The sequence below is a fragment of the Pseudovibrio ascidiaceicola genome (genome assembly GCF_900114245.1).
GTDB lineage: Bacteria > Pseudomonadota > Alphaproteobacteria > Rhizobiales > Stappiaceae > Pseudovibrio > Pseudovibrio ascidiaceicola.
Genome location: NZ_FOSK01000018.1, coordinates 62,425 through 86,950, shown reverse-complemented (window position 1 = coordinate 86,950; position 24,526 = coordinate 62,425). Strand labels below are relative to the sequence as shown.

The 24,526-nt window shown below is 50.8% G+C and carries 27 protein-coding genes; 26 read left to right on the top strand and 1 reads right to left on the bottom strand.

Going from position 1 to position 24,526, the window contains the following annotated elements; genetic code table 11:
• Positions 1-33 precede the first annotated feature (33 nt).
• Positions 34-1,323: an HrpJ domain-containing protein gene (locus tag BM231_RS24730; RefSeq protein ID WP_093523820.1), complete on the bottom strand. Its 1,290-nt coding sequence runs from the start codon at positions 1,321-1,323 to the stop codon at positions 34-36.
• Positions 1,324-1,537: 214 nt separating this feature from the next.
• Between BM231_RS24730 and BM231_RS24725 the strand changes: the two genes are divergently transcribed.
• From BM231_RS24725 to BM231_RS24600, 26 genes are all read left to right on the top strand, one after another.
• Entirely contained in the window at positions 1,538-1,936 is a 399-nt protein-coding gene (locus BM231_RS24725) for a hypothetical protein (RefSeq protein ID WP_093523818.1), read from the top strand.
• 15 nt (positions 1,937-1,951) lie between these two features.
• Positions 1,952-3,589 carry a hypothetical protein gene (locus BM231_RS24720; protein WP_208860628.1) on the top strand — a complete coding sequence of 546 codons (1,638 nt, stop codon included), beginning with the start codon at positions 1,952-1,954 and terminating at the stop codon, positions 3,587-3,589.
• A gap of 77 nt (positions 3,590-3,666) precedes the next feature.
• Positions 3,667-4,047 (top strand): type III secretion apparatus assembly protein SctX, encoded by a 381-nt coding sequence (gene sctX, locus BM231_RS24715; RefSeq protein ID WP_093523814.1) that lies wholly within the window; start codon positions 3,667-3,669, stop codon positions 4,045-4,047.
• A 5-nt stretch (positions 4,048-4,052) separates the two neighbouring features.
• Positions 4,053-4,427 carry a hypothetical protein gene (locus BM231_RS24710; RefSeq protein ID WP_057463707.1) on the top strand — a complete coding sequence of 125 codons (375 nt, stop codon included), beginning with the start codon at positions 4,053-4,055 and terminating at the stop codon, positions 4,425-4,427.
• Positions 4,428-4,659: 232 nt separating this feature from the next.
• The gene (locus tag BM231_RS24705) at positions 4,660-5,211 is read left to right on the top strand and encodes a hypothetical protein (RefSeq protein WP_093523812.1); all 552 of its coding nucleotides are present in this window, start codon (positions 4,660-4,662) and stop codon (positions 5,209-5,211) included.
• Between the two features lie 41 nt (positions 5,212-5,252).
• On the top strand, positions 5,253-6,317 hold the full coding sequence (locus BM231_RS24700) for a translocator protein PopB (protein WP_093523810.1): 1,065 nt from the start codon (positions 5,253-5,255) through the stop codon (positions 6,315-6,317).
• A gap of 12 nt (positions 6,318-6,329) precedes the next feature.
• Complete coding sequence (locus BM231_RS24695) at positions 6,330-7,316, top strand: hypothetical protein (protein ID WP_093523808.1); 987 nt, start codon at positions 6,330-6,332, stop codon at positions 7,314-7,316.
• Between the two features lie 100 nt (positions 7,317-7,416).
• Positions 7,417-7,914 (top strand): type III secretion system chaperone, encoded by a 498-nt coding sequence (locus tag BM231_RS24690; protein ID WP_208860627.1) that lies wholly within the window; start codon positions 7,417-7,419, stop codon positions 7,912-7,914.
• A gap of 56 nt (positions 7,915-7,970) precedes the next feature.
• Positions 7,971-8,438: a tetratricopeptide repeat protein gene (locus BM231_RS24685; RefSeq protein ID WP_093523804.1), complete on the top strand. Its 468-nt coding sequence runs from the start codon at positions 7,971-7,973 to the stop codon at positions 8,436-8,438.
• Between the two features lie 45 nt (positions 8,439-8,483).
• Positions 8,484-9,077: a hypothetical protein gene (locus tag BM231_RS24680; protein WP_093523802.1), complete on the top strand. Its 594-nt coding sequence runs from the start codon at positions 8,484-8,486 to the stop codon at positions 9,075-9,077.
• Positions 9,074-9,751 (top strand): hypothetical protein, encoded by a 678-nt coding sequence (locus BM231_RS24675; RefSeq protein WP_093523800.1) that lies wholly within the window; start codon positions 9,074-9,076, stop codon positions 9,749-9,751. Before BM231_RS24680 ends, BM231_RS24675 begins: the two co-directional genes overlap by 4 nt.
• A gap of 235 nt (positions 9,752-9,986) precedes the next feature.
• Positions 9,987-10,982 carry a hypothetical protein gene (locus tag BM231_RS24670; RefSeq protein ID WP_093523798.1) on the top strand — a complete coding sequence of 332 codons (996 nt, stop codon included), beginning with the start codon at positions 9,987-9,989 and terminating at the stop codon, positions 10,980-10,982.
• Between the two features lie 101 nt (positions 10,983-11,083).
• Positions 11,084-13,351, top strand: coding sequence for a type II secretion system secretin GspD (gene gspD / locus BM231_RS24665; RefSeq protein ID WP_208860626.1), 2,268 nt, complete (start codon positions 11,084-11,086; stop codon positions 13,349-13,351).
• 241 nt (positions 13,352-13,592) lie between these two features.
• Positions 13,593-14,051 (top strand): type III secretion system chaperone, encoded by a 459-nt coding sequence (locus tag BM231_RS24660; RefSeq protein ID WP_093523794.1) that lies wholly within the window; start codon positions 13,593-13,595, stop codon positions 14,049-14,051.
• Positions 14,052-14,114: 63 nt separating this feature from the next.
• Complete coding sequence (locus BM231_RS24655) at positions 14,115-15,353, top strand: hypothetical protein (protein WP_208860625.1); 1,239 nt, start codon at positions 14,115-14,117, stop codon at positions 15,351-15,353.
• A 23-nt stretch (positions 15,354-15,376) separates the two neighbouring features.
• Positions 15,377-16,123, top strand: a complete 747-nt coding sequence (locus BM231_RS24650; protein ID WP_093523792.1) for a hypothetical protein — start codon at positions 15,377-15,379, stop codon at positions 16,121-16,123.
• A 250-nt stretch (positions 16,124-16,373) separates the two neighbouring features.
• Complete coding sequence (locus BM231_RS24645; protein ID WP_093523790.1) at positions 16,374-17,558, top strand: hypothetical protein; 1,185 nt, start codon at positions 16,374-16,376, stop codon at positions 17,556-17,558.
• Between the two features lie 103 nt (positions 17,559-17,661).
• The gene (locus BM231_RS24640) at positions 17,662-18,066 is read left to right on the top strand and encodes a hypothetical protein (protein WP_063297672.1); all 405 of its coding nucleotides are present in this window, start codon (positions 17,662-17,664) and stop codon (positions 18,064-18,066) included.
• 50 nt (positions 18,067-18,116) lie between these two features.
• Entirely contained in the window at positions 18,117-18,602 is a 486-nt protein-coding gene (locus BM231_RS24635) for a hypothetical protein (protein WP_063297671.1), read from the top strand.
• Positions 18,603-18,640: 38 nt separating this feature from the next.
• The gene (gene sctJ / locus BM231_RS24630) at positions 18,641-19,444 is read left to right on the top strand and encodes a type III secretion system inner membrane ring lipoprotein SctJ (RefSeq protein ID WP_063311715.1); all 804 of its coding nucleotides are present in this window, start codon (positions 18,641-18,643) and stop codon (positions 19,442-19,444) included.
• Positions 19,445-19,459: 15 nt separating this feature from the next.
• Positions 19,460-20,188: a hypothetical protein gene (locus tag BM231_RS24625; protein ID WP_093523788.1), complete on the top strand. Its 729-nt coding sequence runs from the start codon at positions 19,460-19,462 to the stop codon at positions 20,186-20,188.
• The gene (sctL, locus tag BM231_RS24620) at positions 20,167-20,817 is read left to right on the top strand and encodes a type III secretion system stator protein SctL (protein ID WP_093523786.1); all 651 of its coding nucleotides are present in this window, start codon (positions 20,167-20,169) and stop codon (positions 20,815-20,817) included. Before BM231_RS24625 ends, sctL begins: the two co-directional genes overlap by 22 nt.
• Positions 20,814-22,190, top strand: coding sequence for a type III secretion system ATPase SctN (gene sctN / locus BM231_RS24615; RefSeq protein ID WP_093523784.1), 1,377 nt, complete (start codon positions 20,814-20,816; stop codon positions 22,188-22,190). Before sctL ends, sctN begins: the two co-directional genes overlap by 4 nt.
• On the top strand, positions 22,187-22,666 hold the full coding sequence (gene sctO, locus BM231_RS24610) for a type III secretion system stalk subunit SctO (protein ID WP_093523782.1): 480 nt from the start codon (positions 22,187-22,189) through the stop codon (positions 22,664-22,666). The genes sctN and sctO overlap by 4 nt, the downstream gene beginning before the upstream one ends.
• Complete coding sequence (locus BM231_RS24605) at positions 22,663-23,412, top strand: hypothetical protein (RefSeq protein WP_093523780.1); 750 nt, start codon at positions 22,663-22,665, stop codon at positions 23,410-23,412. Before sctO ends, BM231_RS24605 begins: the two co-directional genes overlap by 4 nt.
• Positions 23,409-24,455, top strand: a complete 1,047-nt coding sequence (locus BM231_RS24600; RefSeq protein WP_093523778.1) for a FliM/FliN family flagellar motor switch protein — start codon at positions 23,409-23,411, stop codon at positions 24,453-24,455. Before BM231_RS24605 ends, BM231_RS24600 begins: the two co-directional genes overlap by 4 nt.
• The last annotated feature ends 71 nt before the right edge of the window (positions 24,456-24,526 follow it).

Genomic DNA, 24,526 nt, shown 5'->3' with positions numbered 1-24,526 from the left:
TATTGCGGCAGTTATTTTATTAGCGATGACGGGTCAGTGAACAGTAGCTGATGCAGCGCTGACCTTGGCGAAGTCTTCAATCAGGGCAGCGTCGGTTGCTGTTTGATATTGCTCTTCTTCTAGGATCGTCAGCTGCTCTGACAGCACCAGTAATGTTTCGAGTTGCTGATTGCGGATGTTTTCGTTGGTGAGGATGGTGTCAGGAACCTCACGGTGCAATGCAAGCAGGTTGTTTGTGTAGTTCAACGATGCGCTGGCCCCGGCAGGGGCGAGCGGCGCAACAAGGCTTTGTGCGTCAGCAGGTGATGTGACTGCTTTGCCCAGATAATGAAACAGTGAGCTTGCTAGCTTCTCTGTGCCGAGCTCTTCCACAACACGTGTGAACTCTGAGAAACTGCGACCTGTCAGTTTGGTTGCGACATGCACACCCTCATAGACGGTTCGAAGGCTCTTCAGTTTACCCAGCTCGGTCAGGACTGCTTCCAGGTGTGCAGGCTCATCTTGGGTATCTGCAATTTCCAGGCCCTGGCTTGCGGCGGTTGTAAACAGATCCACAACATCATCAAATGAGGTGAGGGGTGAGCTTTCATTGCCGTTTACGTCGTGATGCATTGCATGCGTGCGGGCGATCAGGTCATTGAACTTATCGAAGATGATTCCGAAGTTCGCTTCACTGCGCAGCATGTCGCGGTAGTGTTCACGGATGACTGCGGGATCTGTTGCGAAATCCTCGGCTTTATCGTGGGCAAGTTCCGCGACCGCGAAGCCAGCGCGCACGTCTCGGCCAGTCTCGCCGCTTTCCATGTATTCGCGGGCATTGAGCAGAGCTCCCAAAAGAGCATCATTTGCTCCTGTGGTCTCGAAATGCTCGATAGCAATTTGCAGGGCAGCATACTGATGGGTTACGTCGCCGTCGAACTGCTGCAGAAATGCGAATACATCCTGAGGGCTAAGCTGCCCTGAACCTTCATTATTTGCACTTTGGTTGTGCTGGTAATCCTGTAGCCGCTGAACCAGTCCCTGCAGCTTGTCTTGGGAGGGCATGTCAGGCAGTTTGTCATAATAATCGGCAATCCGTGTGATTGCTTCTATGTTTGCACCTTGACCTTGCCGGATTGAGCGGCTTTCCAGCGATCTCTTATCGAGGCGTGAGGATACAGCTTGCCCAAGCTCTTCAGCGGCGTCTGTCAGTTTAGATGGATTGTTGAGCTGCATGACGCGCTCTGCGCGACGCTGACCTGTGGCTTCCGCAACCAGCGGAGCGCCAACCGGCGACTCAGCGTTATGAGTGGCAATCGTTGATCTTAAGACCTCTAAGCTCATAGAAAAGTCCTCCACTGATACTACGAATAAGAATATGCCATTTTCATACTTCTTTTAGTGGAATTGCTTTGTGTCGGGCGACACAAGTGAGCTCACCCATTTTGCTAATTCAGTCATTGTTAAATTTTCGATTTTGAAGGTGTGTCGTTCGGAACAGCGGTGGGTCGGGCTACGCGTTTATAGAGGGCACATAGTGTTTTGATGGGAATGTTGTATGGCAAAGACCGGATCCAGCAAGGAAGAGTTGCTTCCCCAGTTCACTGTGAGTGGAGATGCAGGTGCGCTTAACGCATATCTGGATGATGCGCTAAGTGTATGTAACGCTGAGAGAAACTGGCCTTCTGAGAGTGAATGGCAAGATGTGTCTTATCAGATGGTTGCGAGCTTGCAGGAGTTGCTTGATCTTCCTGCCGTTCAGCAAGATCCCGTCGCGCTGAGTTTGATTAACGGACTGCTTGCGTCGAAGAGCTTTGATGGCTTTTTGCAAGGGTATGATGCAATTGCTGAGCATTTTACGAAGCGATTGAAAGACAACGAAAATAATAGCGGCGCTGTGCGGTCTCAGTTCGCGAAGCCCCAAAAGAATGCGGGTCGTACTCGCCTTATTTTGTGATGTGAGGAGATGAAAATGATTAATGGTGTTGGCTCAGGCTCATCTACAACTGTAGACCCAGATACTCTTGCTCCTCCCAAAAGTGACGACACGTCCAAGACGACCTCCGGTGGTGCTGGTGGCGGTGCGCAAGAAAAGGCCGCTGGGCAAGGTGTTGCATTGCAAGCTGCAGAAACGCAGACCAGTGTTTGGGATAGTTTCTTATCCAACCTGCCGGAAGCAGATCCTGATTTTGAGAACCCTTTGTTGTCGATTCCAGGAACAACCGACTATGCGAGCGACCCGAGTAAGTACAATGCTTATGTCGCCAGCGTTTTGGTAGATCCGGCTGATACTGTTGCTGATGAGGATCTGCCTGCTAATTACAACAATCCGTCGCCGCAAGAGTTTGTGTCCTGGCATCCTGCTGTTCAGCTGCGCTATCTGCGCGATAACTTCACTGATGCTCAGATACAAGCGGGGAATACCGTTATTGGTTCTGGGTCAAATCAGGTTGGGGTTATTCGCTCCGATGATAAGCGCAGTGTGACTATCGTTAACGAGCTGACTAAATCCCGTATTTTCCAGCTTTCTAAAACGGAACAGGAACGGCTCGCAAATAATTCTGTGTTTAAGACCAGAATTGCGCCGCTGTTGGATCTGCTGCCAAATGCAGATACAGACCTTGCTGCCAGCCGCGCTGTGATTACGGCCCAGATCGACAAAGAGATTAATGACGTTAAGAACAAGACGTTGACGAACAAAACCTCGAGTTCGGATCAGAGTAAGTTTAATGCTGACAAGCAGGCTTATGTTAAGCAGTTGGAAATGCTGAGAGATAATGTTCCCAATACGGGGATTTATGCTCGTTCCGATCTAGCTACTGAGATGCAGGAAATTGTAAAGCGGTTTGAGCGGGCGCATGCTTATTTTGATGTGAAGACGCCAAACTTGGCTAATCCAGCGCGGAACTCTCGAGATGTTCTTACGCCAGATAATAATGCATCTATCAACCGTGGTTATGCTGTTTTTATCGAGCAGGAGCAGCGCATTCTAGCCATCAAGCAAGCTGAGCAGCAGATGTTGTCTGCTGGTGGTATCACAAACTCAGATGGTACGATCTCCCGTCTCGATTTGCCGACGCTGGTTGCGCTCATCCAGAATCAGGCTAGCTTGAAGCAGCAAGCTATCATTACGATGAGAACAGAGCAGTTGACCCAGCTCAATCAGCTGTCTCAGGCCTATGCGGAAATGCAGCGAATTGTGAACGAAGCGCTGAAAAAGTTTGTTAAGACAGGAAAAGACGCGGATGGAGAAAAGCACAGCTTGTCTGTGTCTTTTGATAATCCTAGCCAGTTCAGTACTGCCGTCGCGTATATGTTTGAAGACTACGCTTCGGGTAAGCCGCACCCTGTTGAGAAAGAGTTCAATATTACCCGGCCAACGCATGACATGATTAACAATGGTAGCGGAAGCAAGAACTCCTTCAAGCGTACTCAGTGGGAGCGGTTTTCGACACAGTTGAGTGATGCGGTGACGCTGCTGAATCCTCAGTTGCTGACCAATGATATCAATCAGGACAACCGTGAACAGAACCGTTCTTACGAGCAGGCGACTGGTACTGTGCGTCGTAGTTTTGATCTGAACATTCAGATTGCGCGTGGTTTCTCTTAAAAGCGACTTCTTATGATGGTAGCTCTGGCGTGTAAGTTAGGGCTACCTTTGATTTTTGACTGAGTGCGGGATTCGGAATGCGGGTTGCATCAATTACAATTGGCGTGAATGAGGTTTCCAACTGGAAGGTTGAAGACCAGGTTCAATTGCCCGAGGGCAAAAAGCTTGCGCCTGTGTTTTTGCCGGAAGTTCGGCCTCTGAATGAGGTCTTACATCGTCCGACCCTGGATGAGCGTCTGCCTTCTCTTTTACTGCCTGATTTATCTGAAACTGACATTTTGTTGCCGACCGAGCTAAGTGAAATGCGCAAGCAGCTTCAACGCTTGTTTGCGGCAGCTGCTTTGCGAGAGCAGAGCGAACGGCGACGGGTGTTAAAGGATGTTGCAGATCTGCTGATGGGTGATGTTTTGCTCGATGAAGACCTGCAAGCTGCGCTTGCTATGTTGTTGCAAGGGTAGGGTTGATGACAGCGCTTAACAGTCGGCAACGAGACTTTCTTCTTCTCAGTATCTACATCATGACCCAAAACTGCAAATATGCAGAGGCGCTCACCATGGTGCAGGGTATGATGGTAATGGAGGATCATTCCAAAGATGTGCTTCTGGCCCGCACGGTTCTGCTGTTCCTTCTCAACCGTTTTGACCTAGCACTCGAAAGTTTGCGAGAGCTGGACTTGTTGGATCCGCTTGAGCAGTTTGGCAAATATACCCGTAGTGATGAGCAATCCATGCGTCATTACATTCGTGCGCGTTGCCTTTATACGCTCCATGATGCCGATAAGGCTAAGGATGCGATTGATATTTATCTTGGCAACCGCCGGCAGAAACTCTCCCAATAACTCCAGATTGTGATCAAGGGGGAGGGTTTGCTTCTTCCTTTTATGTAGATTGAACCGCTTTTTGTTGGTGGCAGATCAGCCTGTTGGCTGTGCTCACATGTTCGTGATGCATAAAAATCACTGCACAATGCGTATTGCCTATTCTTGTGTTCTGTTTGGCACAGAACACCTTCTGATTGCGCTCTATTGTTTTCTTAAATGCTGAATTAGTCAGAGATAAAGAAAGAGCGCCATGTCACTTCTCGATATGCCTAAACAAACACCAGAGCTCTTTGCTGAGACGATTAAAGAGATCGCTGAGCCGCTCGTTGAGCATCTTGATTCACTGGGTTTCAAGGATGAAAAATTCTACCAGTTGATGAAGCAGGGTGTCTCCATATCTGAGATGCTGGGTTTGTCAAAGGAAGAGCTCGCAGCTGTTTATGAGATGGCTCGCCGGAACATTTCTGTCGGTCAGGTCGAGAAGGCGAAGTCACTCTTTATCATGTTGGTGCAGATTGCTCCGATGGAAGAGCAGTACACCTATGGCCTCGCGATGACCTATCAGATTCAGGGCGACGTTCGCATGGCGGTGAAGCTCTATCTGCACTTCATCAGTATGGATGCGACCAATCCTCAGGGGTATCTGCGTCTTGGTGAGTGTCTATTGGCTGCAAAGGAATACCAGGAAGCTGGTGATGCGTTTGAAGCCGCGCTGCGCATGTTTGATGATCCTGTCAAAAACTATGACGACAAGAAGTACGCGCAAACCATGATGAAAAGTGCTCGCCAAAAACTGGTCTGACAATAGCTTTGATCCCAATTATTTAAGCACGGAGAATAGATATGGAGCTTCCTAAAGGTCTGGGCCTTGGGCTGAATAGCAACAGTCTGGGCGATATTTTTGATACGACCTCTGAAATGGCTGGTAAGGCTGGTGATGTAAAGGGTGCAGGTAAGGTTGGATCGGGTGCGCTTGCATCTGTCGGCGGTACGCCAATGATTGCGACCATTGCATTTGCGCAGCACATCACGCGTCTTTCAAACTCTCTCACTCAGGTTGGTCCTGAAACTCCGCTGACGACTTCCAGCTTTCAGGATATTGAAGTGCTTGTTGCGTCCGTTCTGGACAAAATGCAGGGCACTCAGGAAGCTGTTGAGAAGAACAAGGTGGGCCTGACCCAAGCTAAGCAGAAGGGTGCTTTGCAGGACAAGGCGATCAAGCTTGAAGAATCTATCCGTAAGCAGGAAGAAGCTGAGAAAAAACAAAAAGGTCTCAGTATCTGGCAGAAGATTTCGCTGGCGTTTCAGTGGATTGCGGCGGCAATCTCCATTGTAGCTGGTACAATTCTGGCGGTTATTCCAGGGCTTCAGGTTGTCGGTGCGTTTATGATTGCTGCTGGGGTGGTGCAGCTTGCCATGGCCATTGATGCCACGGTGCAGGCAGCGACTGGCCGAAGTATCGCCGGGCACATTGCTGTGGCAGCTGGTGCGGATGAAGAAACCGTCATGAAGGTTGATATTGCCATGAAAGTGGTTGCAGCCGTTGTTGGTATCACTCTGGCTGCTGCATCCTTCTTTATTCCGGGTGCTCAGGCAGGTAGCGTTGGTGCGATGATCCAGGCGATCTCTTCCATCACTTCCGCGATCATTCAGATCGGTAGTAGTGCAGGTGCGATTGCTGCGGGTGCTGTTTCTTACACAGCTAGCCAGGATGTTGCGCAATCCAAGGAATTGCAGGCAGATGCTGCTGACCTCGACGCGTTTATCCAGTTGCTCAGTCAGATCATTGATCAGCTGCTCTCTATTCTGACCAAGGCAGGCGAACAGTTCGCGGATGCATTGGACGGAACCGTGAGTTCCATGAATGAGCGTGCTGATACGCTGAGCAGAACAAAGTTTGCAGGTTAAAAGGAGGTATTTATGTCAGCAACCGTAGGTACCAATTACAATCGTGATTATCTGCCGCCCAGTTTCTTTCAGGACGGTAAACTTGCCGTTTCTGAAGAGCGGGCAACCGAATTCCAGCAGAGCGTAGAAGCGCGTCTGGCAACTTTGCCACCAGAGCATCACGGAACATTCCTGTCACTCGTGTCTTTGCCGCAGTTTGCTGCAAGTGCGAATTTTGACAAGGCGACAACGGACGAGGCTCTAGGTCGTCTGGAAGCGGCGACTGTTGCGATTGGTTCTCTCGACAAAGTCGACACCACGGGCAACCTGTCTCGTTTGATTGCGCAGGCTCTTTATAAGTCTGCAGTCAATCAGCGCAATAACGAGCTCGAGTCCCGTTTGATTGCACGTGAGACTGTGAAGACTCAGATGCACGCTCAGGCAGGGAAGAGCCGCGATGCTGCTGAAGAGACCCGTACAGGTGCGATTATCAGTCTTGTTGTGACTGTTGTTTCTTCTGCCGTCTCCATCGTGATGTCTGCTGTTGCGATTGGTAGTGCCGCAAAGGGTTTGGGTGCGGCGAAGAACTCTGCGAATGCCAACTCACAGGCTGGCAAGATGGATGCGAAGGCTGCAGATGTCGGGCCGGGCAAGGGTGGCAAGCTGAATGACTTTTATTCGCAGCGTGCTGGTGATTACCGCGCACAAGCGAAAGGTTTTGATGCTGTCGCAAGTGCATCCGGATCTCGTGCGCAGTCTATCGCGACGATTGGTGGTGTTGCCAACACTTTGGGTAACACGACCTCTCAGGGTGCGAGTGCGTTCACTCAGGCAAATGCAAAAGAAGATGAAGCGATTTCTCAGGAGCTGGCAGCAGCTGCTGAAGAGGTTCGTAAGGAGAATGATCAGGCTGAATCCATCCAGAAAGCTCTGGACGATATCATCCGCGCGATCATTCAGTTCCTGAAAGAATCTCGCGAAATCGAAAACGAACGGGCGGCTGCGATTACTCGCGGTTAAGCCACAAAAGCAGGTGTGCGTTTATTACCCTCAACGCACACCTGTTTTTTCGCGTTTGGCGACTGATTGCTAATCTTGCGCATGTCAGAGAGGATTTCTCGTGTTCTCCTTAAACTTTTCAGGGTGCTTGGATAAGCTCTGGCGAAAGCTGGGATTAGGTGCTCCGATTTTCTCCGATCAGAACACCGCTTCGATGAATGTTGATGGTGTTCAACTCGTGTTTTCCGATGCTCTTGATGGTGGCGGTATTGAAGTCACGACGGTTATTGGCTCGCTGAGTGAAACGGTGGGAACCCGAGGCCGGCAGATTGAAGATATCCTGCATTTAAATCTGGCCTGCCTGTCGCAGTTCAGAACGCTGGCGGTTTTACGCAAGGCTGATGATGGTGCCGAAGAGCTTGTGCTTTCGGTGAGCTTTCGCGGGTACACGGAGCTGGAGAAGCTGACCGGACTGGTCGAGGAACTCCTGTCTGTTGTGAGCCTTTATCAGCCACTGGTTTCTGCGTATGCAGGTGGTTATCAGGGCAATCCGTTGCTGGGTGCTGCGCAAACCTCTCTTTCTGATGAGCTGGATGGCGCCATGGTGTTTCACCTTTAATGCCGCGCTGCCGCTCTCAAACATTCTTATATTCTTAAGCCGTAAAGAGGCACGATATGACTGAGCTCGTTTCAGAACTGGGCAACTCTCCAGAACAAGACATCAAGGCAATCGCAAAAGGTGCTATTGGCCGTAGTCTGGGGCTTGCGAAAGATGACATCAATCCAGGTCTGGTGATGGCCAAGGGTTTGATGGATACAGGGCGGACTGAGAAGGCGCTAGAGATCTACACCGGCCTTGTGCTGCTTGAGCCGATCAATGTGGATGTTCAGCTTGGGCTGGCGAACTGTGCAGTGCAATTGCAACAGTATACGCTTGCTGTACAGGCTGCCTCTGCAGCAATGGTGCTCGATCCAACCAATCCGCGTCCTTACTACTTTTCTGGTGTTGCTTGTCTTGCTCTCGGTCACATCACTGAGGCTAAGGAAGACCTTGAGGATGCTCTGACGTACGCCAAGGACCGCAAGGATGCTGAAATCCATCAGGCGACTCAAAAACTATTAACCGGGCTGAATAACGCCTGAGCTCCACATACTGCACTTACCGAGTTTTGAGGCCGGGGATAAACGATGCCACTCGCACCTGTTACAGACAATACTCCGGCTTCTGCCGCCTCTGCAGACCAGCTAGTGGAGACAGATGTCAATCTTGATGCTGTTTTTCAAGCACTCGGCGGCGGTGATGTAAGTGCTCAGGCTGTGATTGAGGCTATCAAATCCAGACAGGGCCTCTCAGGTGCCTTGAAGGCTGATGGGAAGCTTGAGAAAGTTCTTTATCAGTTTGCCTATCAGGCTCTGCACTTGCAGCAAAAAGCGTCAGCAGAGGAACAGTTTAAAGTTCTCTGTCTGCTTAATCCAAACAATGTTGAGTATTGGCTTGGGTTGGCGTTGAGCAATGCAAGCTGGCCACTTGGCGGGGGTGACGTCAAGAGGTCGCTTCGCAAAGCCAAACTTCTTGATGAAGCGCATCCAGCTGTCGCCCTCAGGTTTGCTGAGCATTGTTTGTGGTCGCGGGAGCTGGATGAGGCGACTGTGGAGCTGGTACGCTTTTATCAACTGATGAAGGTGCGGCCTGTTCCTGAGCTCATCGAGTATTCCAAGCGGCTTGCGTTTGCATTGGAGGCGCAGAAAAAATCTGCTGCACGAGACAGTGATGTGTCATGATTGCGACTTCCGGTTATCTACATCTGCCCTATGACCTGGGGGAGGATGAGAACGGAATTGTCGAGCTTTCAGGTCCGACGCAAGCGGAGAAATTCTCTAAGATTTCAGGTGATATAGGGATTCTGTATCGCGAGTTGTCGTTTACGTCCGGCTTGTTGACGTCGGCACGAAAGATAGAGAGTGTCAAACCGCTTGGTGCTGGCAAGATGTCAGTTGATCGCCAGATTGCCTTGCAGTACGGGACTGAGCTGGCACGGACCAGAGTACTCTCTCACGATCGTCGTTTTGAGTATGAACAACGGGCGGCCCGGACAGTCAATCGCCTCAAGGAAGCTGATCACCTGTATCTCAAGTACAGTGCGCAGTTTGATCTGTCTCGCTGGTTTGCCTACGAGAAGCCGAGCCTGACGTTTTCCGACGAGAACCGCGTCGGGCTAACGGCGTTTGAAGTTGCCTCTTACTCGCCTGTCGATTTGCATGAGTTGATTGCGAAAATCGAGAATCGGTATCATTTGCTGCAACGCCTGTACACGCAGCTTCCCCGGTTGAATGAGCATAAGCGGCGGCCTGGTTATGCTTATGCTTTCATGCTTCTCACAGATGGCGTTTTGTCTGCCCTTAAAGCAACCCTTGCGAAGCAGACGGCAGGATCTGGCGACGACAGTTCTTCGTAAGGCGATCCTCAAGTGTTATTCTTGTTGTTTGATTGGATGCTGATCTCATTCTTCTTGATTGATCAGATGGATGTCGCAAGTGTTGTACGTTCAGCACACACATGGAAGTAACGTTTTTTTCACTCCGTAATTGTCCCAATAATGTCCATATGAGGGCAGGTTCTGTGTTTTAAGGCACAACACGACCTCTGGGTTATCTGCGAGATATAGGTAGAGATAATTCAAGGAGTCTGAGATGACTGCAGTTACGCCAATTGGTTCTTCATCTGTATCCAATGCAATTGATAACAGTGCACAGATCGTTCGTCCGGCCGCGAACAAGAGTGTTGAGTCTATTCCGTCTGCCAGTCAGCTCCTCTCGGTCGGGGTGTCGGCAGCGTTCGGCTTACAGCCACCGCCAGACAGCGGAAATCTGGAAGTGCTTGTCGGGCAGGTTGTTGCCCGGTTTGAGGAAATCCAAACCTCGCTGAAAGAGCAAAATCTTATCGGACAATCTGAAAAAGTTCGTTCTGCACGTTCTGAGCTGCTGCAGGCGCTTGCTTTGCAGGAAGATATTGCGGCGGACATTGAGGCTTTGGACTTGCAGCAGCAGGAACAGGAAGGCCAATTGTCTGATCTGCAAACCAGCCTTGCCTCCAAGCAAGACGAGCTGGCAAATCTTCCGGCAACCGTGCCAAGTGATCCGGATGATCCAGACAGCGAACTCGTTCAGGATCCTAAAGAAGTTGCACGTCTGAATGGTGAGATTGCCCAGATCAATACCTCCATTGGTGAGGTGGAGACTGCGCTTGCTGATACCGTCCAGCAGTTGGACGTCAAGCTTGAAGATCTGAGCGAAAGCGATGCGGTGCAGTCTTTGCTGCGCACAGCACTTGAGGAAATGGCTGGTGCTCCGAAGGCTGGTGTGATGGACGAACACGGTCAGTCCACACTGGAAAGTGCTTTGACCGACGCTGCAAGTCGGTTGAATGGGACCAAACCTGAGTTTGATGAACGTCACACCATTATTGAAGAACTGCGTGAGGAAGTGCGTGTGTTCGCTGAGGATCGTGTGAAGGATGAGAAGGCTTTGATGACGCTTCTTGAGGCTGAGTTTGCCCTGCGTCTTGTTGGCTATGTGTCCAGCTCCATCTCCAAATCACTTTCTGTGGCGGAGCAGTCCGTTAATGGTCAGGACACTTCGGATACGACCGGCAGACTTCAGCTGCTTTTAGATAACGGCCGCGTTTAACGTAATCGAATAAAGTTCGGGCAGCACAAGTGCGATAGCCCCCGGGTTCGTTTAGCCCCGGGGATCGTGTTGGGCGCTTGTGCTGAACGCATAGGTTTGAAATGATTGGTGCTAAACTAAGTTCAATGCTGCGCAAGACAGCAGGTGTGCTTTCTCTTTCTTTGATCCTGTTGGGGTGTACGACAACCCAACCAGCTGATCAGGAATGGGATAATACAGCTCCACCAGCGGGGTTGTCTGACCAGCTTCAGCGGTTCTTTTCTGAAGAGAACCAGCGTGAAAATCATCTTGCCCTTTCAGGCCAACCAAGATTGGCATCCAACACGCGTGGAGTATTGGGGCGGTCAATCAACACCCGTTGGGTGAATAGCGAAAATGCAGAAAAAGGCAGACCTGGTGCGGCTTTCTACTTCAATGATGAAGAAGCCAAGGTTTTGCTGGCAGATTCGCGACTGAACCGCACCAATCGTCAGGAAATCAGCGTTGCTCAGGCCAGTGATGCCAAGGCAACCTCTGATGTGGTGCGCTTGAACTTCCGCGGTGAAACGCTGGAGTATTTCATCCAGCAAACACTGGGTGGCATCTTACAGGTCAATTATGTGATTGATGAGCCGCTGGAAGGTGCAGTTACGTTCCAGACGGAAAAGCCAATTGCCAAAGATCAGATGCTTTCATTGGTTCGTGTGCTTTTGGGCCGCAATGGCTATATTCTGAAACTCATTGATCAGATCTTCCACATTGGCCGTCCTGAAACCATTCAGGCTATTGAGCAGTTTTCTGGTGTTGGGTCTGCGGGCGATCTTAAGCTTCGGATCCTGCCTGTTCGCTCAGCATCCCCCGATGATGCGGCGAAGGTTCTGCAGGCTATCCTGCCAGCTGGAGCTTCTGCTGTTGCGGTTGAAGGATCGAACAAGATTGCAGTTCGGGCGCGGCCAGAAGATATTGGTGCGGCTGAAGAGTTGGTGAACAGCCTTTACAACCGCGATAATGACAAGACGATTGTATCTGTGTTGCGCTTGCAGCAGAGCTCAGCAAGTCAGGTTGCCAAGCAGATCACCACTCTGTTTCAGCAGCTTTATCCAAACCAAGTAAACTCGCCCCTGACCGTTATTCCGCTTGAGGCGCAGCAGTCTTTGCTTGTGGCTGTACAGAGCCGTGAGATGTTGCAGCGTGTGCGCCGGATTACGAAGGAAGTGGATTATAGTCTTCTTGATACACCTAAGGTGCGGATCATCTCGCTGAAGTATTTGCCTGCAAATGAAATTGCAACGCAGCTCACGCAGATCCTTGAGGGTGAGGGAGGTAGTGGTTCTGTTGCGCCACCAGCCAATGAGCAAAAGCAAAAAGCTCAGAACAATGGTTCTTCAGCGCGCAAGTTCCCAGTTTCTGCTACTGGTGTTTCCGTAAATCCGGGTGGAGATTCAATCAACAACCGCTTTAACAATGCGAACAAGTTGTTTGACGATATTGCTGAGACGCGCGGCGCCAAAGTAGCCGTTGCCAAGAAAGTTGGCATTGTTGCTGACACCCGAAACAATGCACTGCTGGTGAACTCAACTTATAAAGAGTTCAAACATATCCGCGATGTAGTTCAGGCTTTGGATCTGCCACTTTCTCAGGTGGTGATTGAGGCGACGATTGCTGAAGTGAATATCAACGACAATCTGTCCTACGGTGTTCAGTGGTACTTGAGTAAAGGCAACTTTGCGGGTGGTGTTGGTGCGGTTGCTGAAGGTGCATCTCGCCCGGCAAGTCCTGGCGGTGCGCTGTCACTCAACACTGTCGGTGTTGATGTGGTGCTGAAGGCTCTGCAGAACATCACCAAAGTAAAGGTGATCTCTTCTCCTTACCTGACTGTTCTGGATGGCCGTAAAGCGCGCCTCGTGATTGGTGATCAGGTGCCGTTTGCATCTCGCAGCCAATCTTCTAGCAATGACGGCAATGTGACAGTGACCAACGAAGTGGATGTGAAAGACACTGGTATTGTTTTGCAAGTCGAGCCGAGCATTCGTTCCAATAACTCTGTTCTGCTGCAGATCCAGCAGGAGGTGAGTAATGTGGTCGAAAACAAAACCCAAGCTTCATTGACGCCAACAATTGCGACGAGAACCATCAACTCGGATATCGTGGTTGAATCCGGGCGGACGATTTTGCTGGGTGGTCTCATTCAGGAGCGGAAATCAAATGGCGAATCTGGTGTGCCGATCCTGCGGAAGATACCAGTGTTTGGTGAGCTGTTTAAAGATAATACCTCAAGTGACACGAGACGGACTGAGTTGTTGGTGATGATTACACCGCGTGTTGTTCGCAAGCAGTCTGAACTGCAGAGCATTACGCAAAAACTGCGCCGTGAGCTGTCTTCTTTCTAAGCTGTTTTAAACTGACAGATGAATCCCTCGGAGCGCTTCGGTGTTCTGAGGGATTTCTTTTTTAAGTTGTAAAGCGATGAGAGAAATTCATTCTTTCTGTATCTGCTAGGCTTTTGAATAATAAATGAAAAATAATGCGGATTGAGTTTGCATCTTATTCAAACTGTATCGTTTAGCACTTTGAGTTCCCTCAATTTCTGGCAGTGTTGTCTGTAAGAAAGTAAGGAAGCGGAGTACCCCAATGCTCGATAAATTGCTCAATGATGCATGCCAGATACTAGGTGTGAAGCCACAAGAAGATGAACTGGATCCGTCTATTCGTGTTGTCGATCTGGATGCATTTTCTTTAAAGTTCAAGCTGGTTGCAGACAGCGATCGTATCTGTGTTTCGGCGCGTTTGTGTGAGCTAACGGCGGTGCAGAGAGACCGGATTCTCGAGCTGGTTCTTGTTTATAATACGCAAAGTTTCCAATCTGGCGGAATGCGTCTGGTGTTAATCGAAAACGATGCGCTGGTCATGCATAACGATCTTCGTGCTGTTGCCTGGGATGCAGAGAAGCTTGCAAAGTTTGTGTTGGCATTTGCTGATGTTTCGGCTGGCTGGCTGAAGATTGTTCGTGAAATGGGTGGTTTGGCTGAAAGTATGGCTGACGACGATGTGCATGATCTGTTTGAACCTGCTTCCCTGATAAGCCTTTAAAAATCCCAGCTCTTCCCACGGGCTGGAACGTTTCTTTCTCCAAAAAATTTAAGACAGTATCCTGTGACTGACCCGGAGGAGGGTGGTTTGGTGGCTGTCGATATCTGGCGGGCCACAATGACTGAAATCCTCTTTTCTCAAAATGATCGTTACACCAATGTCGTCGCACGCCTTGAGGCTGCTATTTCGGGCAAGTCGGTTCAAGATGCTCGTGTGAGCCTGACCAGAAGTGCGAGCAAAAATGGTGAGGTGCTTTACAAGGCCACAGTCTCTCGTGAAAACGGTGACGGGCTTAGTGAGAAAGTGCTTGGGTTATGCCGCGCTGTGACACGCCACACCCGCTTTCTTCAGATTAAAGCAGAACGGCCGGAGCAAAAGGTTTCCAACTGGAATGTGTTTTATCAGCTGTTGAGGAATGAGGCAGCGCAGAGCCTTTATGAGGATTCTGTCGATCAGCGTCAGGAGCTGTTTGACGAGGCCATCAGCTATATCTCTCAGTTTGTTTATGAGGAAGAAAAGAACAACCCGAAGGGGCTGAAGTTCTCCTCCCTCAAGACCCTGAGCTCTTACCTGAAAAACCAGGGAGCTGTGACTGTTCTGCCTGAGAACTTCAAAGAGGAGCCAAAGGCGACCGTTGGTGTTTCCAGCGCGTTGCTGATGTCCTCCCTCGGCTTTCAACTGGCAGGCAATCAGATGCGATATGTCAGTGATGACGATTTCAGGTTTTCTTATGCGGGGTTAGGGCGGCGTAATCTGGACGATTACTTAGAGCAACGGCCCTCGGCACCAACCGGTGGTGACGATGGTATGCATGGTGACATCCCTCATCACGGTGACGGTGTTTGTCCAACGGATGCTGTTCAGCCACCTGCAGACGTACCACATGATGAGCATTCTGCTTTTGAAGCCAGCTTTAATAGCATGAGTGACGCTTCTGCCACTGAACTCTCACTCCAGCAATCGCGTGAGCTGCTTGATGAGAAAGGTGAGGTGGAGACGGGTGGTTCTGATGAGGATGAAGCTGTGCGTGAGAAAGCCTATAGCCGCGACAAGCTGAAGACCAAGGCTGCCAAGATTACACCGGTTGGTGAAGAGAGCGACGTTGCGGATGAAGGCGGGCACGAAATCCGTGTCGAAGATGCGTTTGCTGGTGCTGAAGATGATGCCGTTGAACGCGAAGTGCAGGAAGCCAAAGTCGCAGAGCGCCGGATTAAAGTGCTGTCGTTTGATCGGGATTACCAGACGAAAAACTCACATGCAATTCGCACGGTTCGCAGTTCTTCAACTGCGCCAACACTATAACAATAACACTGGAATGATGCTTTATGATTGACCTTGTTCTTCCTTCAAGGCCAACACTTAACGACCTGCTGAATGAACTTGTCAGTGGTGAACATGATCTGAGAATCCGAAAGTCTGATCTTCTTATTCCTCCGCTGAAAAAGGCGCGCGGGCGAACTGAGGATGAACTTGTCTTTCAAACGAAGCTGGTGAAGCCGGGTGCTTTCAGTGTTTCGCGTCCTTTCTGGGAAATGTTGGAAAAGCTCGGCGTCAGAAGTCGGTTTCTGGTTGCCAGGGCAAAGGCATTCGAGCAGCAAGCGCATGATATTGAAGATGCCGGGACATGGTTTGATTTTGAAGTCCTCATTGAAAATCAGATCAAAGCACATGATTGCGATGTTGTTGAGTATATGAAGGAGATTATTCAGCAGGCATTTGGTGATGGTGGGCCTTCAGAGATAGCTTTGAGTTTCGGCGAGCTCACACGCATTAATGCTATTGTTATTGATGTACTTCCATCAGCTCCGGTCTTTTCAATCGCAGCAAAAATGTTTGATGAGGCGGAAGAGAAGATCGAGCTTGGGTTGGCATACCTCGTGCGGACCAGTGGCTGCGTTCAGGACGAAACCTCTGATGAGGTTCTGGCTGAAATCATGATCAAAACATTCGGATCTGCAGATAGGCAGAATATCTCGGCATCTAACGATCAGATACGCAGCTTTAATGAGCAAATGCGGGTTTGGGAAGAGCTTGAGATGAGAGCAATTGCCCGCCAGATGGCAGTTGCTTAGTTCCTGCTTCTTGCATGCCATTTATTTCTGAGAGGCCGGTTCTGTTGGATCGGCCTTTGTGCTGTTTGGCACTTAACGCTAAGTTATTGAGATAACGAAGAATAACCAACCCGTGTTCTGATGTTTTTTCTGCAGGAAATGTCCGTGGCTGTGACCAACGGCACTCAGCTGCGTGTCTCAAACGTGCATTCTAAATTCAAGAATTTACAGGTAACGAGCCGTTCGAGGCTTATGGAATGCGGAGGCAAGAATGACCGGAGTTAGCTTTTCCAGTAGTAGCCAATTATCTGATGTTTTGGCGCAGATTGATCACCCGGCGAACAGGGACTTCGTTAAAGATAATGCGCAGGTTCGTGTTACTGGTGGTGAAATCAGAGATGGCGAAACCATCTACAGCGCCGAGACCAAGGATGGAAGCAGTAAGGTTTCCAAGGCAAGTTTGGCCAAGCTGACTGGTGGCAAGTTGTTTGGGAATGCTTTGCAAACCCACGACAAAAAGCTGAACAACTGGCATGTCTTCACGCAGTTGGCAAAGAATGAGATTTCTGCAGGTTTAGAAAAAGGTGGGCTTCAAAACCATCAGGCGAAGACAGGTGATATTCTGACCGCGGCCTTTGACAAGGTTCAAAGCAATCCGACATATCACAGCAATGATGTGCGTTTCGGAGCATTGCAAGAATTGAGCACGACGATCAAGTCTTTGGTTAAAGACGCTCTTTCTGATGCAAGTGCAAATGATCAGATTTCCGTGACCAGTGGGGCGGGGCATTTCATTGATACTGATGGGTCGCTTGTTTTGCCGAACTCGATCTATGGAAGTCATTATACAGATGTGCCCGGTGTGGAAGGCAGTCTGTCTGACGCTGTTGGAGGCGTTGAAGAAGAGCTTTATGCAGAAGTGCAGACCGGTCCTCGTTATGAGGTTGGGCAGAAAAAGCAGGCTCTTGGTGATCAACTCTATACTGCAATCAATAAGGGGGCTGGCACGAAAGAGGGGGCACCTGTTGTTGAGCGTTTTACCGCTAATCAGCTTAAGGAATCTGCTCGCGTGTTGGCTGACATCGACCGTCAGGTCATCGATAATGAGAACCCTTACAACAAGCTGAACTTTAATGCCGGACCGTTGGCAGAGCCGGGCAGTTTCCTGCTTGATGAGACTTACGCGACTATCGATCAGTCTCAGGTGAATTCTCAGTGGGGGGAGAAGGTCGGCACTGTGAACAATGAGCCACTCTACGTAAATTCAGGGGTGGAGAGTGCTGTAGAGAACAGCAGTGACTATTCTGATGTGCTTCTTGGTGATGATCAGGCGATTTACGAAAACTTTACGACGGATGGAAAGCCAGCCCCATTGCCTAAACCGGATAATTTAAAGGGCGGGAATACTCCTCCACCAGTTCCACCTCATCAGGGTGCTCGCTGGGACAATCGTTAGGTTTGGGTAGCAAGGTTTAATCGATCGACTGACAACAAGAATACGTATGCGGCTTGCTCTTTTAAGGTAGCAGGTCGCATGCAAGCTTTGGAATGAGGGTGGAATGAACGCAGAAGATTTTGATAGCGAAACCGTAAAGGTGATCGCGGAGCTCGGCTTTATTGCTGTCTCCTATGGTCTTGCAGAGCACGCTGACTCCATTTTCAAAGCGTTTCAGGTGATGCGTCCGGACCAGGAGGCTGGACCTTTGGGGCGGAGCCTTGCTGCGATGACGCGCGGCAATGTGGATGAGGCCTTGCTCTGTCTGGAGAATGCGCCGCCGACAGATACCATCCAGACGTATCGCGGACTGGCGCTGCTTCGTAAGGGTGAGGTTGATACGGCCTGTGAAATCCTGAGTGAAGTTTGTGAGATGGCAGCTGGTACGCCGTGTGCCGAGATTGCTGCGCAGGCTTTGTCTTCCAGAGATGACCTTGCCAATCCGGTGAGCGCGATGATGTCCCGTTAAGGACGTTTAGCTCAGGTTACCTTAGTTTCAGCAGTACGTGAGGAGCATTCATGGCAACAGTATTGGACAGCGCACTCACCTCCCAACTGCAGCAGGCGCTGCAGGGCGGAGCTCCATCAGCCGGTGGTTCTACAGGCGATGTTACCGGGCTCGAGGATCAGTTCCAAACAGCGCTTAGCGCAGCTGGGGGTGTACAGCCGCCAGTGACCGGGCAAATCGTGAATGGCAATGTGGTCATTGGCGGAGTGGAGCAAGTTAATGCTGCCCAGAATGTGGCAGCCGTATCAGCACCCACCCAAATTGCTTCCGTCAATCCGACGGGCAGCAACTTCGTTATTGACGGGTTGGCCAAGGTCAGGGGTGTTTTTTCTGAGACCAGTTCCAACATCAATGCAATTTCTGAAGGTGGCCAACTCAGTCACTTTGACAAGCTGATCAACATGCAGATCGAAGTGGCGAATTACTCTTTGCTGGTTGATGTGAGCTCGAAGATTGCAGGCAAAACCACGCAAGGTTTGGACGCTTTGATGCGTTGATTATGACTGCGCATTCAGTAGGTATAGTGAAAGTCTAAATGAATATTCGGCGTTTTATTACAATTGTGGGCATGGTGATTGGTTTGGCCGCCTGCAACACAGATCTGTACACCAATCTTTCCGAACAGGAAGCAAACACAATGCTTAGCCTGTTGCTGGAAAATGGTGTGTCTGCTCAGAAAGTTGGTCTGGGAGACGGTCTTGTCACCTTGCAGGTGGATGACGAAGATATTCAGCGTGCCGTCACTATTTTGAACGCCAATGGTTTGCCAAAACGTGCGCGTGACACGCTTGGTCAGGTCTTTCAGAAATCCGGCATTATCTCGTCGCCGTTTGAAGAACGTATTCGCTTTATCTACGCGTTGAGTGAGGAAGTGTCTGAGACTATTACCGAAATCGATGGTATTGTTTCTGCCCGCGTTCACATCGTTTTGCCGGAAAAGGCGGATCTTGGTGAAGAGGTAAAACCTTCTTCTGCAGCGATCTTCATCAAGCATCGTCCTGAGTTTGATATTGAATTTCTGATCCCTCAGATCAAGCGTTTGGTCAGTAACGCAATTGAAGGTGTTGAGTACGCCAGCGTTTCTGTTGCGCTTGTGCCTGCACGCGAACTGAAGCCCGTCTCACAGCGTTCTGCGCAGGAATATGAGGCTGTGTTCCCAGGCTTGCGCATTGCGCGTGATGACGCCGGTATGTTCTGGCAAATCCTTGGGGCTATCGGTGTTGTGCTGCTGCTGTTGGTTGGCGGTGTTGGCTATTTGCTGTTCAAGCAGATCAGCTCCGGCGGTAAAAAAGCCAGAGGCGGAGATGACGACGAGCTTCTGCCTGAAGAACTTGCTTAGTAGCAGGGGACTGGCATGATGACAGGCACTCCACATCACTCCGCAGTCTGGCCGCTTCAGGCCAGACTTGCTGCGTCTTTGCTGAACCCTCTTTCCTTTGCGCATGATGACCATCTGGCAGTGTCCGGTCTTGAGTTGAACGTGCTGCGTGGTCTGGCCGGGCAGGAAGATTTTCAGCGGCCTTTGAACACGCATGTCTCACAAAAACTCGGACTGACTGCACTTGCTGTTGATGTGGCGGTCACGAAAACTTTGGCAGTATCAGAGCAGGCTCGACTTGCGTTGATGTTGTGCAGCTTGGGGGCTGAAGACTTTGGCGGCGTCATGCGCATCATTGCGATTGCCAGATTGCATGAGATGATCGGGCGCCTTGTGCTGAAGAATGATTGTCAGCGTATGGAAGCGTTGTTTGGTGAAGAAGTCTTCGACATTGCCATTCGCGATGTGGCGTTCTTCTTCAGCTCGCTTGGCTATCAAAGTGAGAATGATGGGGCATTCCAGCAGTTATGTGCCGGGAGTGATGAAGAGGCTTTGCAGGCGCTGACGCTTGTTGGTGCTGAGGGCATTCTGGCTTTTGTCAGTGCTGTTGATGCTAAACTTGAGCCACTTGTGCGCCTTCGCTTTTCCAATGAACTCAACGAAAAACTTAGCGCTCGTTTGCAGGTGATGCAGACAGAGCAGCAAGAGCATTTTGTCCAGTATTTGCGTCGGAGATTGCCACAATGGCGAGCATTTATAGACTGAAAGAGTTGGGCGCAAATCTGACGCCAGGCACTCACATCATCAAGGAAGCCGAGTTTACTTCCGTTGAAACGGCTGATCAGATCATTGCAAATGCGCAGCGCAAGGCAGAGGAAATTCTGCAGGATGCGACGCGCGTTTATGAGGAGCAACAAAAGCAGGGTTATGAAGACGGTGTGCGTAAAGCTCAGTCTGAAGCGTGTGAACGCATTCTTGGTGAACAAGAACTGCTCGACACGCGCTTGCGTGAAGTGGAGCATGATGTTGTCACGGTGACCATCACGTTGCTGCGGCGTTTGCTGGATGAGTTTGATGATGCCGAGCGCGTTCGCCTGATGGCCCGCAGCATGCTGAAGTCTCTGCGTGCAGAAAAGCGTGTCAGATTGCATGTTGCTCCAGAGATGTATTCTCAAGCGATGGCCATGACCCGAGCGATCACTGATGGTTTCAAGCAAGTCGAGTTTCTTGAGATTGTCGAGGATGGCGATTTGCAGGGTGCTCACATCGTGCTGGATGCGCCTGTAGGCCGTGTTGATGGCAACTTACAGGTTCGGCTGGAAGAAATTGAAGAGATCCTGCGTCGTACTTCATCTGCTCAGGCACCTTCCAAGCGGTCTTTGGAGGTGTCATGACATCTCTCATTGAACCTGCCGAACACGTTGAAGATCGTCGTAATCAAATTGGGTCTGGAGTGTCAGGGCTTGGTCGTGCCCTTGTCAAAGCTGCAACTGATGTTGACCCATATCCACTAACGGGCCGTGTCCGCAAAGTGGTGGGTACGCTCATCCATGCGGTGGTGCCAAAGGTGGAGATTGGCGAAATTGCCGAGCTTTACACGCGCTCAACAGGTCGCAAACTCATGGCAGAAGTGGTTGGGTTTCATGATGATGAAGCACTGCTATCTCCCATTGGTGAGCTTTATGGCGTAGGGCCGGATACTGAGGTTCGCCCGACTGGGCATGTGCAATCTGTTCCTGTTGGTGATGGGTTGCTTGGCCGGGTTCTGGATGGCATGGGCAACTTTATTGATGGGTTGGATCGGGAGTTTACGCCTGCAACGCATTATCCGGTCAATCAGGAACCACCGGACCCCATGCAACGCCGGATTATCGACAAGCCACTGCCAATGGGGGTGCGTGCCATTGATGGTATGCTGACCACGGGTGAAGGCCAGCGCATGGGTATTTTTGCTTCTGCTGGTGGGGGTAAATCCACGTTGATGGCGATGCTCGTGAAGGGAGCTGCTGTTGACGTTACTGTGCTCGCGCTGATTGGTGAACGTGGCCGAGAGGTGCGCGAGTTTATTGAGCATGATCTTGGTCCTGAGGGAATGAAGAAGTCCGTTGTGGTTGTTGCCACTTCTGACAAGAGTTCTCTGGAGCGCTCGAAAGCAGCGTTTGTTGCAACCTCGATTGCAGAATACTTCCGCGATCAGGGCAAGCGCGTGCTGTTGCTAATGGATTCTGTGACCCGCTTTGCGCGTGCTCAGCGTGAGATTGGCCTTGCTGTTGGTGAGCCGCCGACTCGTCGTGGTTTCCCGCCTTCTGTTTTTGCCACGCTACCGCGCTTGATGGAGCGTGCAGGAATGAACGATAAGGGCTCGATCACTGCATTCTATACGGTGCTGATGGAAGGCGATGATATGAATGAGCCGGTTTCTGATGAGACCCGCTCCATTCTGGATGGGCATATTGTGCTGTCGCGTAAGCTGGCGGCAGCCAACCATTATCCTGCCATTGATATTCTGAACTCCAAAAGCCGTGTGATGACGGCGGTTACCACGCCTGAACATCGTGAAATGTCCGGCAAGGTGAACTCGTTACTGGCGAAGTATGAGGAAGTTGAGCTTCTGGTGCAGATTGGTGAGTACCAGAAAGGGGCTGATACTGAGGCTGATCTGGCGATAGCTAAGAACAAGCCGATCAAGGAGTTTCTTCAGCAGCGCACAGATGAGTTCAATGGCTTTGATGAGGCCTTGGGCAAATTGAAGAGCACTGTTGCGTGATCAACCAAATCAAAAAACTTCATCTCGTCAAGACACTTAAGGAGCAGAAGGCTCAACGTGCGCTCAACGCGGAGCTGGAGAAGGTTCGGCGTGCCAAAGAGCAGCTGGAGCAAAAACGGCAGGTTGCGGCAGATGAACGTGCGGCGCTGCCAGCCAAGCAAGATGCGCTTTATCTAGAGATCATCAAGAAGGTCATTTCAACGGATGATCTCGATAAAGTGAAAGAGCAGGCGCAGATCCTTGAAAGCGCGGTCAAAAAGCTGGAGGACGCAGCGGAACGCGCGGCCTATGTTTATGATCGTGCGCTTAAAAATGCGGATGCCGCCCGCCTTGAGTATCAAAAAGCACTTCGCATCAAAGATAAGTATGGAAAGGTTGCGGATGATCTTCGGGTTGAGACCAATGCCTTGATGGAGGCTGCGGAGGAGCAGGAGATCGAGGAGCAGTTTTCCGGGCGAAGGCAAGTGGAATTATGAAAGTTTCTCAGGGTTCGCAGCCACTTGAGCAGCAGCAAAATCTTGAAAATATACGTGGTAAGCAACCTCGTGAACATGGCAAAACCTCTGGCAAACAGCAGGGCAACAGGTTCTCTGACGGATTGAACCGGCAGGATGTCAGCCTGTTTCAGGAACAGCTGCGCAGTGCAGAAGGTAAGTCTGTTCCAGTTCAAGGAAAGAGCGCTTTTCAGGAAGAGGGTGAAGGCTCTGAGCAGGGGCAGACTGATCCGCTTGACTTGAGCCATGCCCGGTTGCTGGCAGCCTCTGATCCAGCTGAAGCCCGCAGCATTTCCGTTTCCAATCCATCCGAGCTGTTCAGCTCCGTGCGTCAGGCGAGTACTGAGGCGCGTGTCGATAAGGCGATGAGTGCGATTGCGAACCAGATTGAACAGGCTATGCGCACAGAGGCCATGGCAGACAAAAGCGACGGGCGCGTCTTGAGCCTGACCCTTGATGCTAACCGGTTTGGCCTTGCCGGACTGAAACTGATGACAACGCAAGGCGGTCTGGCTGTTGTGCTGGAGCGTATGACTGGTGACCGGATCGCCGGTGAAGTTCAGGCCGCAGCACAGGGGCTTATGAGCACCTTGCAGCAGCGGTTTCCTGACCGGAAAATCCGTATTCTCGATCGGCTGGAACAGCAGGAAATTGAGAGTGTTGATGCTGGTTCGTCTTCAATGGGAGGTCTGTCCTCCATCTTTGCAGGGAACAGCGCGAACTCATGACATCTTTGAATTATCAATCCAAAACTGACCCGCTGGCCTACTGGAACGCAGCTTTAAGCTATGCGGAGCAGGACATTACGGTTGAGAGCACGCATACGCTGAATTTCCAGGTGAGTGAAGCGCCTTCCGCTTTTGCGCAGGGCTGTGTTCTGCGTAGTGTTTCTGGCGCGACGGCTTTGCTGGTGCTTGAGGACTTTCCGTTTGCGGCTCAGCTGAATGTGCCGCTTGCTTATGCGGATGTTCTGGAGCTGGAAGACGGCCTGCGCAATGCCCTGGTTGAAGGCATTGTTTCTAACTTGCGCAATGAGTTGCCTGCTGACTTTACGAAGATCCAGAGCGAGCTGCCTTTGCAGCCTGTTTCTGCCTTGTTGCCAGCGCATGAACTGGAGCAGCTTAACTGGTTTGCTGTGCGATATGGCGAAATTGGCGGTGCGCCTGTGCTGGCCAAAGTTGGCGTGCGGCCTGATGCGCTCTCCAGTTTCCTTGGAGATTTACCACTGACTGCGCAGCCTGCGTGGCGCGCGGTGCGTGAACAGTTGAACACCTCCATCTGCCTGACGCTGTGTGAAGCGCCTTTGCCAACCGCTGAGGTTTCCAGTCTGCGCATTGGGGACCTCGTGGTGCTGGATGCGCCAGCGTTGGGACAGCGCATCACCGTGGATGGGCCGCTGAGCCGACATCATCTGGTGCTGGTTGAGCAGGGATGGGGCTGCGAACGAATTGAGAGTGTGAACGGTATGAGTGAGTTAACCGAAGAAGCGAATGCAGAGCAGGTGAGCGGTGCTGAGGAAATCGGCTCCATTGATCTGTCGCAGATGACCGTGCCGGTGCGGTTTGAAGTTGATGAGCGCGAGATCTCTATTGCGGAGCTGGAAAGCTGGGCTGCGGGATCGCTTGTAAACATTGATGTGCCTGCTCTTAACGAAGAGACCCCGGTTTATGTGCGTGCTGCTGGTAAGCGCATTGCCAAGGGGCATCTGGTGCAGATTGACGAGCGGGTTGCGCTGCGCATTTCCAAAACTGACCGGGGCACCGGGCTTTAAAACTGCTTTCGGTCACGCCAAAGCCTAACATAACCAGAGGTGCCCAAAGGCGCCCAATCTGAGATTTGCTG

Bases quoted from the DNA above. Each gene is read 5' to 3' on its own strand.
- BM231_RS24730 (WP_093523820.1), bottom strand. From the start codon at position 1,323: ATGAGCTTAGAGGTCTTAAGATCAACGATTGCCACTCATAACGCTGAG.
- BM231_RS24725 (WP_093523818.1), top strand. From the start codon at position 1,538: ATGGCAAAGACCGGATCCAGCAAGGAAGAGTTGCTTCCCCAGTTCACT.
- BM231_RS24720 (WP_208860628.1), top strand. From the start codon at position 1,952: ATGATTAATGGTGTTGGCTCAGGCTCATCTACAACTGTAGACCCAGAT.
- sctX (WP_093523814.1), top strand. From the start codon at position 3,667: ATGCGGGTTGCATCAATTACAATTGGCGTGAATGAGGTTTCCAACTGG.
- BM231_RS24710 (WP_057463707.1), top strand. From the start codon at position 4,053: ATGACAGCGCTTAACAGTCGGCAACGAGACTTTCTTCTTCTCAGTATC.
- BM231_RS24705 (WP_093523812.1), top strand. From the start codon at position 4,660: ATGTCACTTCTCGATATGCCTAAACAAACACCAGAGCTCTTTGCTGAG.
- BM231_RS24700 (WP_093523810.1), top strand. From the start codon at position 5,253: ATGGAGCTTCCTAAAGGTCTGGGCCTTGGGCTGAATAGCAACAGTCTG.
- BM231_RS24695 (WP_093523808.1), top strand. From the start codon at position 6,330: ATGTCAGCAACCGTAGGTACCAATTACAATCGTGATTATCTGCCGCCC.
- BM231_RS24685 (WP_093523804.1), top strand. From the start codon at position 7,971: ATGACTGAGCTCGTTTCAGAACTGGGCAACTCTCCAGAACAAGACATC.
- BM231_RS24680 (WP_093523802.1), top strand. From the start codon at position 8,484: ATGCCACTCGCACCTGTTACAGACAATACTCCGGCTTCTGCCGCCTCT.
- BM231_RS24675 (WP_093523800.1), top strand. From the start codon at position 9,074: ATGATTGCGACTTCCGGTTATCTACATCTGCCCTATGACCTGGGGGAG.
- BM231_RS24670 (WP_093523798.1), top strand. From the start codon at position 9,987: ATGACTGCAGTTACGCCAATTGGTTCTTCATCTGTATCCAATGCAATT.
- gspD (WP_208860626.1), top strand. From the start codon at position 11,084: ATGATTGGTGCTAAACTAAGTTCAATGCTGCGCAAGACAGCAGGTGTG.
- BM231_RS24660 (WP_093523794.1), top strand. From the start codon at position 13,593: ATGCTCGATAAATTGCTCAATGATGCATGCCAGATACTAGGTGTGAAG.
- BM231_RS24650 (WP_093523792.1), top strand. From the start codon at position 15,377: ATGATTGACCTTGTTCTTCCTTCAAGGCCAACACTTAACGACCTGCTG.
- BM231_RS24645 (WP_093523790.1), top strand. From the start codon at position 16,374: ATGACCGGAGTTAGCTTTTCCAGTAGTAGCCAATTATCTGATGTTTTG.
- BM231_RS24640 (WP_063297672.1), top strand. From the start codon at position 17,662: ATGAACGCAGAAGATTTTGATAGCGAAACCGTAAAGGTGATCGCGGAG.
- BM231_RS24635 (WP_063297671.1), top strand. From the start codon at position 18,117: ATGGCAACAGTATTGGACAGCGCACTCACCTCCCAACTGCAGCAGGCG.
- sctJ (WP_063311715.1), top strand. From the start codon at position 18,641: ATGAATATTCGGCGTTTTATTACAATTGTGGGCATGGTGATTGGTTTG.
- BM231_RS24625 (WP_093523788.1), top strand. From the start codon at position 19,460: ATGATGACAGGCACTCCACATCACTCCGCAGTCTGGCCGCTTCAGGCC.
- sctL (WP_093523786.1), top strand. From the start codon at position 20,167: ATGGCGAGCATTTATAGACTGAAAGAGTTGGGCGCAAATCTGACGCCA.
- sctN (WP_093523784.1), top strand. From the start codon at position 20,814: ATGACATCTCTCATTGAACCTGCCGAACACGTTGAAGATCGTCGTAAT.
- BM231_RS24605 (WP_093523780.1), top strand. From the start codon at position 22,663: ATGAAAGTTTCTCAGGGTTCGCAGCCACTTGAGCAGCAGCAAAATCTT.
- BM231_RS24600 (WP_093523778.1), top strand. From the start codon at position 23,409: ATGACATCTTTGAATTATCAATCCAAAACTGACCCGCTGGCCTACTGG.